Genomic DNA, 16200 nt, shown 5'->3' on the forward strand with positions numbered 1-16200 from the left:
AGTAAAGAAACAAAGCCCAGAAACAAAAATTCCTGGGCTTTTTAACATGCTTTCTATTAAAATCTTTCTATACAGTATCCATTAACAAAAAAATTGATAGTTTCAATTTCTTCAGCATTTAATTTTCTTTGCAGCCCCTTTGCAAGCTCTTTAATAATGGCTTTTTCATTCCCCTTATATTTTCCCGTCAGAAATGCTGTATCTTTTAAAAAATTAATTTTCAATTGGAATTCCTCTTTATAAACGGGCTTATCGTGATGAGATAAGAAAAAAATGTCTGCGTCATATTTTTCAAGCTGCTTAACTAGCTGCAAGGTATTTTTAATGGTATAACTCCATTTTTTTGAGTAGAGATTTGCGTACATGCAATCCCCTAGAAAAAGAACTTTTTCTTCAGGAATATAAATAACAGTACAATCATCAGCGTGATCGCCACCCACATGTTCAATTACAACAGTTACTTCTCCTAAATTAATAGACATTTGTTTATCAAATGTAATATCAGGTATTGGAAGAAACACCTCTCTCTGATGACCCAACTCTTTCTTTATTGCTTCCGCACAAAATGGAATTTCTATTCCTTCTTTAACGCGCTGATCCAAGTATTTATCTTCCCATGATAAATTCTGAAGCCTTTTAATTTTTTCGTGAGTTTTATAATGAGCAATCATTGGTATATCTATTGCGCTCATCCCGAATACATGATCCCAATCTGAGTGAGTGAGAACAAGAAAGTCGCCTTTAATATGTACTTCTTCTAATTGTTTAAGAAATAAATTAGCATGTTTAGGTGAGTTTCCAGCATCAATTAATAATGTCTTTTTTGCTCCTGTAACTGCTGCTAAAATTGGTCGATCCGTTTCTTGATACGGTGGTAAGTATAAAATCCGATTTGATATTCTTTCGATTTTTTGCAAGTTCCTATTCTCCTTTATATGGTGACATATGTTGCTCTAATTCTTTAGAAAATAATTGTAGCTTATCAGAATTTAATAGATTTATAAAAACACCATCTTTTCTGTATACTTCTATAAAAAGAATAGCGTGTTTTTCGTTATATGAATACAAATTCATCCTATACTTATTACTAAAACATTTCATCTCTTATTCTCTGAATTATTTCCATTTACATAAAACTAAAAACGAAAGCATCAAAAAAACCGTGAATTATTCACGGTTTTTTCCTTTCGAAAAGCTAATCGCAATTGTTCCAGCACCTGCATGAACAGCAAAAGATATAGGAAGTGGGTAAATTAAAAACTTCATTTCAGGAAATACTGCTCTGAAATCAGCAATCCATTCTTCTGCCCCTTCTTCATCATTCGCATGGAAAACATGGACTACTTTCGGTATTTCTTTTTCAAGTTCGCTTCGCATATATTCTTTACATTTTTGTATTTTACGAACTTTCTTCTCCAACACAAGTTCGCCATGTTTTACTTCTAGAATTAGGTTTACACTTAGTAGACTGCCTAGTATAAATTGTACACCTTTCACACGTCCACTTGCATATAGACCTTTCAAATCCTTTGGAAATACATAATAAGGACTACGTTCCACATGTTGTATTGTCTTTTGTATATCTTGTAAAGTCATACCCTTACGGTATAACGTTTGCGCTTTTGTTAAAATTTCATCCATTGGATAACTCGTTGTTTCACTATCTATTACAACTAGAGGAAATCCTGCCATTTCTGCTGCAAGTATCATATTTTGATAAGTGCCACTTACTTTTCCACTAATTGTGATTGCAAATCCCTCTTCATATTCTTCTTTACATTTAGAGAAGAGTGCAACCATATCTCCAAAATTAGGTTGTGACGTAGTTACAGTTATACCCTGTTTTAATGCATCGTAGACACGTTCACGAACACCTTCTTCACAGTCTTTGTAAGCCGTTCCATTAATAACAATTTCAATCGGTATAACAAAATTATCTGTACTTGTTGTAAAGTTTGCAGTTGTACTATCAGTAAACCAAGCAACACGCTTCATGTTGTTCCTCCCTTGTGCGTGTCCTTTTCTCTAACTTTTCCCGCAATTCTATCTATTCGAGTTATAAAAAAGGACTATGCTTGTTATCATAACAAGACTATCTCTGTTTTTCCATAGGAGATGGGTGATTTAAGCAAGGTTTTCAAAATTAATTTCGAATCTATTTTCATTCGTACACGATTTTGACATATTTTCTTTTAGAAAATACTATCAAACTAAAAAAATAAGACTTCTAACATGTATACAGCGTTAGAAGTCCTAACTCATTTCTTTATTTACATTACTTGCTTTTCACTATGCCAAAAGTAATTTTCATACTTGGAGCATATACTAAAGAAGAATCTATAGTGAATTCTTTAGAGAGTTGTAATTCTGCTTCGTATTGCGCCATCGCTTCATTATATGCCAATCCTCGGTTTACTAAACGTTCAATGAATTCTTCTTTTTCAGCAGGAGTATTACCGATTCCCTCTTCCTTGAGTGATTGATACAATTGCTGTTTATCTCTTTGATCCTCATTAACATTAAGAAAATTAATCTTATCACTAACTCTACACTCAATATTTTCTACCCCTAGCTCACTTAGATATGTTGGTAATTTAATACCGATGTTTCCATCTTTACCATTTCGCTTTGCATCTTTTTCAAATAATTTTTGAAGAACACCAATCTGAACAATTTCTGATTGCTCTAGATTGTTAAGACTATACGAAGACATATTCGAAATCCAATGTGGTTCAAAGCATATGATATTACCTTCATCAACGACCGAGTCTATCATTTTTTGTAACATTGTCTTTGGATCGTTCATATGTATTAAAAAAGCATGACATACTGCTATATCATACTTACTTTCTAATTCAATTTCAGTAACATCTGCCTCAAGAAAGTCTGCTTCATATGGAAGAATTCGGAATAACTCTCTTGCTTTATTAATTAGTTTCTTCCCCTTATCAATTCCTGTATATCTAGACCCTATTGGTAACAGAGGTAATAGTTTCAGACCTAAATAACCATATCCACAACCATAGTCAACAATATGAACTGGTTTAGAGATTTTCCAAACTGAATTCACCAAAAAACTTAGATAATCATCGTTATAATATAGATCCCTTGTATTTCTCAAATACTCCAACTTATTATCCCAATCATACTCTTTCAATTGAGCTACCTCCTTCTGTTTATATTGAAAGTGCTGATTTCGTTCCCTTCTTTGAGCAAATGATAAAAATATTTTCTAGATATAAAAACATTTTTTCATGTCCATAAGTTCTTAATGTATCTAGAAATTTGTTCAGCTTATTTAGACAAAATGTATTTGATAAATTGAAACCAAATTAGATTTTTATAACATTTCCAATCAATTTAATATCTTCTCCATCAATAACTATCCCATCACCATCTTTACAAGCATAAATTGTCCTATTTTCCAGCTTAGAATAATCCTTTAATAATCCTAAATATTTTTCACTTTGCTCCTCACTCCAATGAGGCATAAAATCAAAATCTACAAAACCTAAAGAGCTTCTATCCTCTAGTCCTATACTATCCTGGTCTACAAATTGAGCTGTATCAATACTTTTAGTAGATATTATACTACCTGCACTAACACCAATTAAAACCCCACCATTTTCCACATAAGATTTTAATGAATGCAATAAATTTCTTTTTCTTAGGGAATTTAAAAAGCGAAATGTATTTCCACCTGAAAGATGTATTGCATCATAATTAAATATGTTATTAACCTTTCTTTCATCGTATTCTTTATCTAAATCAAAATATTCTACTTTACTAATTCCTAAATCTCTATAATATTTAACTACATTATTAAAATACTTTCCTGTTTCATCTGAAGATGATCGAAGATATGCTATTGAAGGATTTTCTTTATTTAATAACCTTAAAAGCTCATAATCCAATTTTCTATCTTCTTGTACTTGATCGCTATATAATATCATTTTTCTCATTAAAGTCCCCCTATTTTCCAGTTTGTAATTTCTTAATTTTCAGTTTCCTAAGCTTCTTTTTGACCTTTTTCACTTGTAAAGCTTAATACTAATTTTACAATATATCTCTATCTTTTTTAGATATATTGTAAATAATATAAAGTGAAGGTTAATAATCAGTGAAGGTTTCCTTCATTCCCTCCGATTATTAGCCTTCATCAATTTGGCTTTTACGGGTAGTTTATCTCCCACCTCTTATTTCTTCGGAGTTTTACTGTCCACAAATAGCACGATAAAATTGTACTCATTTACATCTCTTTCGGAGCACCCATTCCAAGTAAACGCAATCCTTCTTTTAACACAATCGTTACTGCATAAACAAGTGCAAGTCTACTTTCCTTTTCTTTATCCTCTTCTAAAATACGAACATTTCCATAATATTTATTAAATGCTTGTGCTACATCTAACAAATACTTCGCAATATGTGACGGTTCATTTTTAAAGAAGGCTGTTTCAACGACTTGTGGAAATCTATTTAATAATTTTATCGTACTCCAACTATGATCATCGTTTAATTGAAACGCTTCTGTTTCAAATTCAGCATTTTCTTTTCGTAAGATGGAGCAAGCGCGTGCATGTGTATATTGAACATATGGTCCTGTTTCCCCTTCGAACTTCAGCATTTTTTCTAAAGAGAATTCAATATTATGCATACGTTCATTTTTCAAATCATGGAAAATGACTGCCCCGACACCAACTTGCTTAGCAACTTCCTCTTTTTGCTTTAAGTCCGGATTTTTCTCTTCAATATTTTGCTCTGCAAGCGTAATCGCTTCTTCTAATACTTCCTCAAGTAATACTACTTCCCCCTTACGTGTGGACATTTTTTTACCATCTTTTAAAATGAGTCCAAATGGTACATGAGCCATACCATCTACCCAGTTATAACCAAGTTTCTTTAATACAGTGAAAAATTGTGTGAAGTGTAAGCTTTGTTCTGCTCCCACTACATACAGCGCTTTATCAAATTCATATGTGTTTTGACGATATAGTGCCGCTGTTAAATCGCGCGTTGCATAAAGTGTAGCTCCATCTGATTTTTTAATTAAACATGGCGGCATATCTTCTTTTTCTAAATTAACAACTTGCGCTCCATCCGATTCTTCTAATAACCCTTTTCCTTCTAAAATTTCAACAAAACCGTCCATTTTATCATTATAGAAAGCCTCTCCTTGGAAGTTTGTAAATTCAACACCAAGAAGTTCATAAATACGAGAGAATTCTTTTAAAGATTCATGACGGAACCAATTCCATAAAAAAACTGCTTCTTCATCACCGTCTTCTAATTTCTTAAACCATGCACGACCTTCTTCTTCTAGCTCTAGATGCTCTTTCACTTCTTCGTGGAAATGAACATATAATTTGAATAGTTCGCGAATCGGATCTTCTTTTACAAGCTCTTCATTTCCCCATTTTTTATATGCAGTAATTAATTTCCCAAACTGCGTTCCCCAATCACCAATATAATTGATTCCTACAACCTCATATCCACACTTTTCAGCAATATGTTTTAAAGAATTCCCAATCATCGTTGAACGTAAATGCCCCATGGAGAACGGTTTCGCCATATTTGGTGAAGAGTAATCGATTACCACTGTTTTTTCTCGCCCAAAATGCCCCTGTCCATATTCTTCTTTTTCAGCTAAAATCGTTTTTAATACTTCATCGCTTACTATGTCACGGTTGAAAAATACATTCACATACGGTCCAACTGCCTTCGCTTTCGTAAAGAATGGATTATCTAATTTCTCCGTGATTTCCTTTGCGATAACTGCTGGTGCTTTTTTATATTGCTTTGCAAGCATAAAGCATGGAAAAGCTGCATCTCCAAATTCATCTTGCTTCGGAGTTTCAATTAAACCTGTAATTTGTTCCAATGATAATTCTGATTTTAATATTTCAAATAAACTTTTTGCTAATTGAATTTTATATTCCATGTTACTCCCTCCTTATTTTTTTAAACACAAAAAACCCGTCTCTAAAAAAGAGACGAGTTATCACCCGTGGTACCACCCTTGTTGTTCCGAAGAACCACTTTCCCGTTTATAACGAGGACAGGGGGCCCCAGCTTACTCTACTATTCATTTCAAGCAGCGTCTCCGAAGTGCGCTTCATCCTCTTCTCCGTACTAGGCTCTCACCATCCCTAGCTCGCTTTCCTTCTGAAGAAGGACTACTCTCTTCATCTACGACATCATATATAATTGATTATTGCTTATTATACATCTTTTCAAATAATTAGCAAGGTTCAATTACACCAAAATGGAATTTCGCACTTTTTCGCTTATATACTAAGAAGTTATGTCGCTCAAATCGTGTACTACGGAAATGATCTTTTAAGACAACACGTTTTCTAGCAACACGCTTTGCTTCTGCAATTGTTTCATCTGTGACATCATTATATAAAGCAAAGTGTTTTAAGCCACGAATCCCATCTGATTCAATTACCGTTTCTTCAAACATTGGATCCAGATAAACAACGTCATAACTGTTGTCTTCGCAGCGCTTTAAGAAATCAAAATGCTCGGTTTTCTTCACTCTAATTCTACGCATCGCTTCATCGATTTCTGAAATACCCGCACACCACTGCTTTAAACCTTTATTCATTATATAAACCATGTAACAATTTCCCTCAAGCCCCGTTATAGCTCCTTCTTCTCCAACAACATAGCTTGCAACAACACTATCTGATGCCATACCAAGCGTACAATCTAACACCGTCATTCCTTTTTCTAATTTTGCAGCTTGTACAAATGGATCATGTTCTCCCCGCATTAATCTTTTCACACGAAACATTGCAGAATTAGGATGAAAAAAGAACGATTCTTCTGTACCTTTTGGATAAATTGCTAATCGATTCTTTCCTACAACGAGTACATCTTGTTCAAACCGCTCATGTAGCTTGTATACCGATATATCATTCCGTACTACAAAAGAGCATTGTAATTCTTCCGCTACCTCTTTTGCATATGTTGTCATTTCCTTATTCGTTCGTCCTGCTGTTGTCACAATCATCTTTTCACCTCAATATATAAAGAAAAAAGGAAGAATCACTCCCCCTTTTTAGCAATGCTTTTCAAAAGCTTGTTCTAAGTTATTAATAATCTCTTCCATTGTTGCTCCTTCAATTTCATGACGATGAATGAAGTGAACAACTTCGTTTCCTTTTAGTAACGCCATAGATGGTGAAGATGGAGGAATATCTCCGAAGTACTCACGCATTGTAGCTGTTGCGTCTTTATCTTGTCCTGCAAATACAGTTACAAGATGGTCTGGTTGTTTTTCGGAACGTACAACCGCTTGACCAGCTGATGGACGCGCTAAACCAGCTGCACATCCGCAAACAGAGTTTACGACAACTAATGTTGTACCTTTCGCATTTTCCATATATTCTTTTACAGTTTCTTCTGTAGTTAATTCTTCAAATCCAGCACGCACTAACTCTTGACGCATTGGAATTACCATTTGACGCATATATTCTTCGTATGCATTTGACATCTTGTAATCTCTCCTTCAACTTTCATTCCAAATTCATCATATCACGCTCTTATAATAGGTGCAAAAGAAAGATAGCGTTACCATCATTTTTTTGATGGAATTTCACAAATCCCCCCGCGACAGTGACCAACTGGTACAAGTTTTCTTCTATTTGCAATATAATCATACACTTTATTTCCAAATCCAAGTAAAATAGATAACTTGATAAAAGGAACCACAAACCAGTATGACGGCACAGCTTTTGCTAAAACATATACGCTACCAATCCCGTCATACCATTTGTTATTTTTTAAAATGTAAAGCCTTTGTTCCATCTTCTCTTGTAACTCTGTAGAAAGTTGATACTCCTCTACAACATCTTTATCACGAAAAGAGGCAAACTTCATCGTATCTTTTTTATCAAGCTTCTTTGTACGCTCTGCGACTGCCGTGCACATCGGACACCTACTATCATAGAAAACGATCATATGATTATTCTCCTTTGCGAGACTCCGTCATTTGTTTCCAAACAGATCCTTTCGCTTCTTCTCCGCCTTCAATACGTTCTAATGCTAGACGAGATTGCATTGCTACTTCGAACTCTGGATCATCTTGCGCTACGCGTAGTGCTGGAATTGCACTTTCATCACCAAGTTCAAATAAGAACATCGCCGCACGCCAACGCACCAATTTACTTGGATCTTTAAGTGCTTTAATCATAACAAACATCGCTGCTGGATCTCCTACATCTGATAAGCAATCACCCGCAGTGCGGCGTACACTTACAGAACGATCTAGTAAAGCTTTATACAGTAATGGTAATACTTCATCACCTTTTACCATACCTAAGTACGCTGTTGCTAAACGACGGATAGATACTTTCTCATCTTCTAGCGCTTTCTTCAATACAGGAATATCTTCTTCTGTTGGATCCATTTGCTCAAGCGCTGCATAACGATTTTTCCAATCAGGATCCACCATCATTTCCTCCGTTACTTTATATGGTTCACGCTTTGCAATCGTTACTTCTTTAGCGCCCGCTTGATCTAATAATTCTTTTACAGTTTTTTCAACGCGTTCCTCTGGATAAGCAGCTACAATTTCTTCCACAACTTCTTTTCCGATTTCTTCAAAATTGCCATAACGTGTACTTTGTTCCACCCATTTACGCTCTTTGACAACGTTAGGTGCAGACATTTGTACTTTCATAATCGCTTCTTTAAAATGGTCTGGTAATCCCACTCGTTCTTCCGTTATTCCATCTGTTAATTTCACCTGCATTGGAATTGTAAAGAACATTTGAATGAATACTTTCACTTCACCAAAATGCGAAAGTTGTTCCCTCTCATCTTCTTCAGTAACTTCTTCTCCAAATACAGCGCGAACTTGTTGCAAAAGTACTTTCCAGTCATACTTCGCATTTCGCTCTACCGCTAAAAAGTCCGCAACATGGTATACACCTTTAATACCTTCGATTTTTAAAATGTGTTGCACTTGCTCTGGTGCTTGTTCTGCATTTTCGTTTGTATAATTATTACGTGCTCCTGATGGTAACACTTCATTTAAGATAACTTTCATCGTATTTGGACTTGGCGTCGGTTCAATTGCTTTAATCTTCACGTAAATAAACTCTCCTTTATTGCTTGTTCTTAGCTGTATTGTAACATGTTCTATCGCTATACTCCTACTGAGACGCTTGCTTTTTCTAATCACAATTATAGTCTTAATAGAATTGGTGAATATCATGTAACAACTGCCCCTATTGATATACCCCTTTTTAGTATCATGTTCCTTCTCTCTTCCGCTCAAAAAAGGTAGATTGATAATAACTTTAATCAGCCCCTACCTTTCTTGCTTTCGCTGAATTTTAGGATGAGGGTCTTACTGCCCGTTAATACGGGATAAATAAAAAAAGGTATTGCTTTGCAACACCTTTTTTCTACCACCATAAACTCATTTTATGATGTACTACAATTATTTTGTTAAAGATACTTCATCCTTTTCTTTCATGTCGCGCTCAAGTTTTGCAATTTTCATATCAAATGTATCACGTTCATGATCTTCATTCATGCGAAGCTCTAAATCACGAATGTGATCTTCAATTTCTTCAAATCGTAAGAACGGATTATTCTCATCCATTTTATGAAGAGCCGTATTCATACGACGGTTCACATGGGCCATATTTTCACGTGCCATCAATTCCATACGCTTTGCATTCATTTCTTTTAGCTTATTTTTCATTTCAGAAAGACGGCGTTCTAACTCATCAATTTGCTCCACTACACCTGCATACATCTCTTCTAAACGTGATACTTGCCCTTCATAGTATGCTACTTCTTCTAATGCACGTTCATGCAATTGCATTTCTCCTGCTTCTTGTGCAATGATCGCCTGCTTTGATCGCTTATTTACGAAATAACGAGCCTGCTCAAGTTCACGAGCAAAGTTAGATTTTAATGTTTTATGACGCTCGATTAATTTCTCAATTTTTGTTACTTCACGCTCGCTATCGCGTAAATATTGGTTTAACATAGCGATTGGATTTTTTCTTCCCTTCTCATCTAATACATTATGAAAATCTGCTAAAATTGCATCGCGTACACGTCCGAATAAAGATTGTTTCATTCTAATCTTCCTCTCTTCTACTTTATGATTTCAGTTATTTTATATTAGTTTTTCATTAACTTGTTCCACTCATCTTCAAAGTTGCTATATCGTTTAGAACTTTCTGAAGCAGAATCAACTACTACATCTTTTTCTTTTTTCCACTCACGGTATCCGTAGTATAGTACTACTACTGCTACAATACCGATCAATGCTGGGGAATGAGAAAGGGCGATTGACAAGCCGATTAAACCGAAAATACCCCAAGCTAACTTTCCAAAAAATGATTGTGCTCGCACAAATGATTTATAGCTCCAGTACGCAATCCCTGCTCCAATTGCGAATCCTACAATACCAGCAAGACTACCAAGAGCAATTAAAGCCAAAATACCGGCTGCGATAAACGTTAGAAATTGTTTCATCTTGTGCTTGCCTCCCTTCGATTTGATACTCTTATCTTAACTATTTTTTTAGTTTTCCATAACGAGCTTAAGAACCGTTTTCAAATCAGACTTAAGACCTATTCCAGGTTAGACCCACATTACGATGTATATAAAACGAAGTGAAGAGCTAAAATTTTAATGCAATATTGTTTCTTCTTAGAATGCACTCTTTTTATATTTAAGAAACCGTACCCTTCGACACCATATAAATAACAACAATACGGGCAGATGCCATTCGCCTCCTAACATCCTTTCCCCTTCTTTTAAAGTTTTTCCTAATTAGATTGAATATAAATCTTTAAAATTATTTGTTTAGATATCAAAATAGAATTTCCGCTTACATACATTTATTTAATTCGCTAACATAACTGACGAATGTCCGTAAAATTTGAGGTGATTTTATTGAACAGTAATAAAATTAAGGGTGCAGCTCTAAAATATTTCACAATTCATGGTTATGAAGGAACACCCCTTTCTTTAATAGCTGAAAAAGCCGGCATGAAAAAGCAATCCATTTACACACATTTTAAAGGAAAAGATGACCTTTTTCTTCATGTGTTACGTGATACAAAAGAAACTGAACTAGCTTCAAAACTTCAATACTTAAGTAAAATTGATTCACAAAATCCTGAAAAAGATTTATACAGGCTACTACAATTGAAATTCGATTTTTTTCAAAAAAATGAACAATTAAAGTTTTGGCTACGTATGTCATTTTTTCCGCCAGTACATCTTGCAAAAGCAATCGAAAAGTTATACTTTCTTTAAACAAAAACCCCCTTGTCCATATTGAACAAGGGGGTTAGATTTTCTCTACTAGGAATCATCTCATATGCCCACTAATCTCAGGTTTTGAAGCATCCCAAAAACGATATTTTTATCTCTCGACAGTTACTTATAGGAAGGGATTAATGAAAAATAATAGTTATCTGGTAATTACACCAAGTTTTTGTTTATACCTCCTTTCTCTACCGTGAAGCTTCCTCTTTCTTCCGCTCCAAAAACGTAATTCTTTCAATCACAACTTCTGTTTTATACACTCTCTTCCCCTGTTCATTATCGTAATTACTCGTGTGAATACGGCCTGTAATCCCAACTAGCGATCCCTTTTGACAATAATCTGATACATTCTCAGCCGATTTTCTCCAGACGACGCAGTAAATGTAATCTGCTTGCTGCTCTCCTAGGCTATTTCGAAACCCTCTATTTACCGCAACGCATATACGTGCATAAGCAATCCCTTGCTTTGTGTAGTATAGTTCTGGATCTTTTGTCAATCTTCCGATTAATACAACTCGATTCATCATATTTATACCACCTCACATTTTTTCTTTATTGTAGAAAAAAATAGAAGATAGGTAAAAAATGCAAAATAATATATTTCTAAAAAGAAATCATCACTTTAAATCTAAAAAAATACAAAAAGAAATCCTGCATGTTTCAATCATGCAGGATTTCTTTCAATTAGTCATTTTTCGCAAAGTAAGAAACGAAACGAAGAATTTCTAAGTACAACCATACTAATGTCATCATTAGACCCATCGCACTGTACCACTCCATATATTTTGGAGCTCCACTACGTGCGCCATTTTCGATTAAATCGAAGTCTAGTAATAGATTTAATGCAGCAACGATAATCACAACTGCACTAATGATGATGCCAATTGTTCCACCTTGGTGAATATACGGAACAGTAACACCAAACATGTTTAATAGAAAAACGATCAAGTACATAACCAAAATCCCAAGCGTTGCGGCCATTATGCCTGTACGGAACTTATCCGTTACCTTTACAACACGAGTTGCGTATAAAACTAACATTGCAAATAAAATTGAAATTGTTAGTAATACAGCATTTAAAATAATAGAGTTGTCAAAACGAATCGCATATACCGCTGAAATGCTTCCCAAGACAATCCCTTCAACAGCTGCATAAATAGGTGCTGTAATAGGTGCCATTTTCGGGAAGAAGATAGCCGCAAATGCGATAATTGCAGCCACAATTAATGCTCCAATTAAAACTGGCATTTGCATTTTTCCCGTATACATCTGTATGTATGAATAGACAGACGTTGCAAGAAGCAAGACAAGCATAATAAATGTTTTGCCTACAGCTCCGCCAATTGTCATCGCAGACGTACTTGCTCCTTGTTTACGAAAGTTTTCTTTTTTCAACATTGGATTAGATGTTCTCATTTTTTCCCTCCTAAAATATGTTCTACCAATAGTGTAAAGTTTTTCTCTTTACATTTCAATATATGCAGCTTGTTTTTATTTTAAACCTTCAACGATGTCAGACAGTTCGCTCCAGCGTTCCATTGCTTTTTCCAGTTCTTCTTCTGTTTGCTGCTGCGCTTCAGAAAGCTCCTGTGCTTTTGTAAAATCAGAACCTACATTCGCAAGTTCTTCTCCAATCGTTTCAAGCTTCTCTTCAAGCCCTGCAATCGTATCTTCAATGGTTTCCCATTCACGTTGTTCGTGATAGGAAAGTTTACGTTTACGTTGTTGCTTTGGAGCTTCTTCCACTTTCTTTTCTTTCTGTACTTCTACTTTTTCTAATAGTTCTTGCGCCTTTTGTATATCTAGGTAATCACTATAGCTTCCTAGGAATTCACGAACTTCTCCGCCACCAGTAAAGATAAATAATTCATCTACTACTTTATCTAAGAAGTAGCGATCATGCGATACCGTAAGAACGACACCTGGGAAATCTTCTAAATAGTCTTCTAGTACTGTTAACGTTTGTGTATCTAAATCGTTGGTCGGCTCATCTAATAGAAGTACATTCGGCTCTCCCATTAAAAGACGTAATAAATACAGACGTCTTCTTTCACCACCAGATAGTTTACCAAGTGGTGTTCCATGTGAATGCGGTTGGAATAAGAAACGCTCAAGCATTTGGGATACTCCAATGACTTTACCATCTGTTGTATGAATGACTTCTGCAATTTCTTTAATATATTCAATCATACGTTGATTTAAATTCATCTCTTCATTTTCTTGCGTATAATAAGCAACTTTCACAGTTTGTCCAACTTCAATTTCACCACTGTCAGGTGATAATTTGCCTGCAAGCATATTTAATAAAGATGATTTCCCGCTACCATTAGCCCCAATAATACCAATTCGATCGCCTGGTTTCACAATATGATTAAAATTATGTAATACCGTTTTTTCACCAAATTTCTTCGTTACATCTTTTAACTCAAGCACTTTCTTTCCTAAGCGACTCCCGCTGAGTGAAATATCAACAGATTGCTTCGCTGCTGGACCTTCTTGTTCTTTCAACTCTTCGAACCGCTGAATACGTGCTTTTTGTTTTGTAGAACGAGCTTTCGCACCGCGGCGAATCCAAGCAAGTTCACGGCGATATAGATTTTGGCGCTTTGATTCTTGTGCTAACTCTTGTTCCTCACGAAGTGCCTTCGCTTCTAAAAATGTACTATAGTTTCCTTCATAGCTATACAAATTACCATTATCTAGCTCAAAAATACGATTTGTAACACGGTCTAAAAAATAACGATCATGTGTTACAAGTAAAACTGCTCCAGTATACCGTGCTAAATATTCTTCTAACCATTCGACTGTTTCATGATCAAGATGGTTTGTTGGCTCATCTAAAATTAATAAATCAGGTGTTTCAATAAAGCACTGTGCCATTGCAATACGTTTTTTTTGTCCACCAGATAAGTTCCCCACAGTTGCAGTGAAATCTGTAATTCCGAGTTTCGTTAAAAGCGACTTCGCATTCGCATTTGCTTCCCATGCATTCATCGCATCCATACGTTGCTGCACTGCAAATAATTGTTCTTGCACTTTTTCATTACTCGGGTCTTTTTCTATGTTTAATAACGCTTGTTCGTATTCACGAAGAAGGCGAATTAGCGGCGTATCACCGTGGAATATTTGCTCAAGCACTGTTAAATTTTCATTAAAATCCGGTTGCTGTGATAAATAGCTAATTGTATACCCACGCGTATGCGTCATATCACCTGTATCAGGAATCTCTATCCCCGCAATAATTTTTAATAATGTAGATTTCCCTGTACCGTTTACACCAATAATCCCTGCACGTTGTCCCTCTGCAATACTAAATGATAATCCATCAAATAATGGTTTATCCCCATATGATTTTGATACGTTTTCTACTGTTAGCATTTTCATATTTGTGCATTCCACTCTTTCATAAATTGTTCGATAAACTCTTCCATATAGCGATGACGAACTTCAGCCTCTTTTTTTGCAGCCTCTGTATTCATCAAATCTTTCAACTTCAAAAGCTTTTCATAGAAATGATTTAACGATGGATCATTATTTTTTCGATACTCTTCTTTCGTCATTACTTCACGGGGTGGAATATTTGGGTCATACATTAAACGACCTTTTGCACCGCCGTAAGCAAACGTACGAGCAATACCAATTGCACCAAGTGCATCTAATCGATCCGCATCTTGAACAACCTTTCCTTCCAAAGTTTCTATATTACCACCATGTCCACCTTTATATGACATATTCGTAATAATATGAAGGATATGTTCATTTTCTTCTTCAGTAACATTCAATCCTTCTAGCCAATCAGAAACTTTTTTCATACCAGCTTCTTCACTTTCATTTAACTTCTCATCCGCTACATCATGAAGTAAAGCTGCCATCTCAATTACAAAACGATCCCCACCTTCTTTTTCAGACAAAGAAATCGCCAATTTATGTACACGTTCAATATGATACCAATCATGTCCACTAGCATCTGTTTCTAAAATATTCCTTACAAAAGCAACTGTTTTTTGTATTTTTTCTTGTTTTTTCATTTATCTTCACCCAATTTCTTATTGTAACACGCTCTCATTTTTTCATCACATATTTTCTTGTCCGCCCATAGACTGTTTTGTACGTACGATCATGAAGGAGGAAATAAAAATGTTCTACAATAATAAATACTCTTATCCAGAGCAACCATACTATCCTCAAAATCAAGAACAACGATATCAAGAGCAGCATTTTGAAGAACAAGAACCACAACAACAAGAATTTCAATATCAACAGAATTCATACTTAGCACAACAAACTCAAGAAGCTCAATACCATCAAAATCCATATACAGCTCAGCAACCTCATGAAACTCAACACCATCAAAATCCATACGTAACACAACCAGGTCAGGAAACTCAGTACCAACAGAATCCTTACGTAGCTCCACAAGCTCCATATCAGCAACCACAAATGTATCAACCATACCAGGATACACGCGTTTCACCACCAACACCAACATTAGATCCAACCCAACCACAAATCTTGCCACCAGCTCCTACTACAGCTATTCCTACTGAGCCAACACAACAACAAATCCAACAAGTTGTCGGTACACAATTTTTATCTTTAAAGAAACCTGTGTTAGACTTCGTAAAACCATGGGTAGAGTATGGAATGAATGAGGCGAAACATACATCAGCAAAACATGCTATGACAGAGGTTGCTGCAATTATGTTCTTAGTTGGAAAAGGATTTAATCCGACAATTGCTCATTATATTGTGGAATCTTGGGAGAAGAATGAACAGTTTTAAACTTGTTCATTTTGTATAATATAAAAACTATAAAACTGCCATGAATGCCTGTTATACAAGCATTTATGGCAGTTTTTATTTGTTATATTTTATTTTATTTTAAAAGTGAATTTC

17 protein-coding genes and 1 other annotated feature are annotated in these 16200 nt (G+C 35.2%); of the genes, 2 read left to right on the forward strand and 15 right to left on the reverse strand.

Annotation, left to right across the window (positions count from 1 at the left end; all coding sequences use genetic code 11):
- Positions 1-56: 56 nt before the first annotated feature.
- The 11 genes from MHH45_RS05340 to MHH45_RS05390 all read right to left on the reverse strand — a co-directional run bounded on the left by MHH45_RS05340 (position 57) and on the right by MHH45_RS05390 (position 10503).
- The gene (locus MHH45_RS05340) at positions 57-917 is read right to left on the reverse strand and encodes an MBL fold metallo-hydrolase (protein WP_088093893.1); all 861 of its coding nucleotides are present in this window, start codon (positions 915-917) and stop codon (positions 57-59) included.
- 250 nt (positions 918-1167) lie between these two features.
- Positions 1168-1995 carry a DegV family protein gene (locus MHH45_RS05345; RefSeq protein ID WP_016114668.1) on the reverse strand — a complete coding sequence of 276 codons (828 nt, stop codon included), beginning with the start codon at positions 1993-1995 and terminating at the stop codon, positions 1168-1170.
- Positions 1996-2275: 280 nt separating this feature from the next.
- The gene (locus MHH45_RS05350) at positions 2276-3157 is read right to left on the reverse strand and encodes a methyltransferase domain-containing protein (protein WP_016114667.1); all 882 of its coding nucleotides are present in this window, start codon (positions 3155-3157) and stop codon (positions 2276-2278) included.
- A 175-nt stretch (positions 3158-3332) separates the two neighbouring features.
- Entirely contained in the window at positions 3333-3962 is a 630-nt protein-coding gene (locus MHH45_RS05355; RefSeq protein WP_016114666.1) for a Type 1 glutamine amidotransferase-like domain-containing protein, read from the reverse strand.
- 287 nt (positions 3963-4249) lie between these two features.
- Positions 4250-5938, reverse strand: a complete 1689-nt coding sequence (gene argS / locus MHH45_RS05360) for an arginine--tRNA ligase (protein ID WP_088093892.1) — start codon at positions 5936-5938, stop codon at positions 4250-4252.
- Positions 5939-5983: 45 nt separating this feature from the next.
- Positions 5984-6198 (reverse strand) — a binding site (T-box leader).
- Positions 6199-6238: 40 nt separating this feature from the next.
- Positions 6239-7015, reverse strand: coding sequence for a class I SAM-dependent methyltransferase (locus MHH45_RS05365; protein WP_016114664.1), 777 nt, complete (start codon positions 7013-7015; stop codon positions 6239-6241).
- 48 nt (positions 7016-7063) lie between these two features.
- On the reverse strand, positions 7064-7498 hold the full coding sequence (locus MHH45_RS05370; protein ID WP_016114663.1) for a BrxA/BrxB family bacilliredoxin: 435 nt from the start codon (positions 7496-7498) through the stop codon (positions 7064-7066).
- An 83-nt stretch (positions 7499-7581) separates the two neighbouring features.
- Complete coding sequence (locus tag MHH45_RS05375; protein WP_016114662.1) at positions 7582-7965, reverse strand: thiol-disulfide oxidoreductase DCC family protein; 384 nt, start codon at positions 7963-7965, stop codon at positions 7582-7584.
- A gap of 4 nt (positions 7966-7969) precedes the next feature.
- Positions 7970-9097, reverse strand: coding sequence for a conserved virulence factor C family protein (locus tag MHH45_RS05380; protein WP_016114661.1), 1128 nt, complete (start codon positions 9095-9097; stop codon positions 7970-7972).
- 354 nt (positions 9098-9451) lie between these two features.
- The gene (locus MHH45_RS05385; protein WP_088093891.1) at positions 9452-10102 is read right to left on the reverse strand and encodes a PspA/IM30 family protein; all 651 of its coding nucleotides are present in this window, start codon (positions 10100-10102) and stop codon (positions 9452-9454) included.
- Positions 10103-10146: 44 nt separating this feature from the next.
- Positions 10147-10503, reverse strand: coding sequence for a lmo0954 family membrane protein (locus MHH45_RS05390; RefSeq protein ID WP_003197275.1), 357 nt, complete (start codon positions 10501-10503; stop codon positions 10147-10149).
- 423 nt (positions 10504-10926) lie between these two features.
- Here MHH45_RS05390 and MHH45_RS05395 point away from each other — a divergent pair, with 423 nt between their 5' ends.
- Positions 10927-11292 (forward strand): TetR/AcrR family transcriptional regulator, encoded by a 366-nt coding sequence (locus MHH45_RS05395; RefSeq protein ID WP_077294348.1) that lies wholly within the window; start codon positions 10927-10929, stop codon positions 11290-11292.
- 200 nt (positions 11293-11492) lie between these two features.
- On the opposite strand, the gene MHH45_RS05400 is transcribed toward MHH45_RS05395, so the two are convergent.
- The 4 genes from MHH45_RS05400 to MHH45_RS05415 form a co-directional block, all read right to left on the reverse strand.
- A complete protein-coding gene (locus MHH45_RS05400; protein WP_016114658.1) occupies positions 11493-11831 on the reverse strand; it encodes a single-stranded DNA-binding protein in 339 nt (112 codons plus the stop codon).
- 157 nt (positions 11832-11988) lie between these two features.
- Positions 11989-12720 carry a Bax inhibitor-1/YccA family protein gene (locus MHH45_RS05405; protein WP_016114657.1) on the reverse strand — a complete coding sequence of 244 codons (732 nt, stop codon included), beginning with the start codon at positions 12718-12720 and terminating at the stop codon, positions 11989-11991.
- A 75-nt stretch (positions 12721-12795) separates the two neighbouring features.
- On the reverse strand, positions 12796-14688 hold the full coding sequence (locus MHH45_RS05410) for an ABC-F family ATP-binding cassette domain-containing protein (protein WP_016114656.1): 1893 nt from the start codon (positions 14686-14688) through the stop codon (positions 12796-12798).
- A complete protein-coding gene (locus tag MHH45_RS05415) occupies positions 14685-15332 on the reverse strand; it encodes an HD domain-containing protein (protein WP_016114655.1) in 648 nt (215 codons plus the stop codon). Before MHH45_RS05415 ends, MHH45_RS05410 begins: the two co-directional genes overlap by 4 nt.
- 109 nt (positions 15333-15441) lie before the next feature.
- Between MHH45_RS05415 and MHH45_RS05420 the strand changes: the two genes are divergently transcribed.
- The gene (locus MHH45_RS05420) at positions 15442-16086 is read left to right on the forward strand and encodes a hypothetical protein (protein WP_016114654.1); all 645 of its coding nucleotides are present in this window, start codon (positions 15442-15444) and stop codon (positions 16084-16086) included.
- Positions 16087-16200 lie beyond the last annotated feature (114 nt).

The sequence above is a fragment of the Bacillus sp. FSL K6-0042 genome (genome assembly GCF_038006685.1).
Lineage (GTDB): Bacteria > Bacillota > Bacilli > Bacillales > Bacillaceae_G > Bacillus_A > Bacillus_A pseudomycoides.

Excerpts from the sequence above, each read along its gene's own strand:
- MHH45_RS05410 (WP_016114656.1), bottom strand. The coding sequence starts at position 14,688 with ATGAAAATGCTAACAGTAGAAAACGTATCAAAATCATATGGGGATAAA.
- MHH45_RS05400 (WP_016114658.1), bottom strand. The coding sequence starts at position 11,831 with ATGATGAATCGAGTTGTATTAATCGGAAGATTGACAAAAGATCCAGAA.
- MHH45_RS05365 (WP_016114664.1), bottom strand. The coding sequence starts at position 7,015 with ATGATTGTGACAACAGCAGGACGAACGAATAAGGAAATGACAACATAT.
- MHH45_RS05405 (WP_016114657.1), bottom strand. The coding sequence starts at position 12,720 with ATGAGAACATCTAATCCAATGTTGAAAAAAGAAAACTTTCGTAAACAA.
- MHH45_RS05355 (WP_016114666.1), bottom strand. The coding sequence starts at position 3,962 with ATGAGAAAAATGATATTATATAGCGATCAAGTACAAGAAGATAGAAAA.
- MHH45_RS05415 (WP_016114655.1), bottom strand. The coding sequence starts at position 15,332 with ATGAAAAAACAAGAAAAAATACAAAAAACAGTTGCTTTTGTAAGGAAT.
- MHH45_RS05345 (WP_016114668.1), bottom strand. The coding sequence starts at position 1,995 with ATGAAGCGTGTTGCTTGGTTTACTGATAGTACAACTGCAAACTTTACA.
- MHH45_RS05370 (WP_016114663.1), bottom strand. The coding sequence starts at position 7,498 with ATGTCAAATGCATACGAAGAATATATGCGTCAAATGGTAATTCCAATG.
- MHH45_RS05420 (WP_016114654.1), top strand. The coding sequence starts at position 15,442 with ATGTTCTACAATAATAAATACTCTTATCCAGAGCAACCATACTATCCT.
- argS (WP_088093892.1), bottom strand. The coding sequence starts at position 5,938 with ATGGAATATAAAATTCAATTAGCAAAAAGTTTATTTGAAATATTAAAA.
- MHH45_RS05375 (WP_016114662.1), bottom strand. The coding sequence starts at position 7,965 with ATGATCGTTTTCTATGATAGTAGGTGTCCGATGTGCACGGCAGTCGCA.
- MHH45_RS05385 (WP_088093891.1), bottom strand. The coding sequence starts at position 10,102 with ATGAAACAATCTTTATTCGGACGTGTACGCGATGCAATTTTAGCAGAT.
- MHH45_RS05390 (WP_003197275.1), bottom strand. The coding sequence starts at position 10,503 with ATGAAACAATTTCTAACGTTTATCGCAGCCGGTATTTTGGCTTTAATT.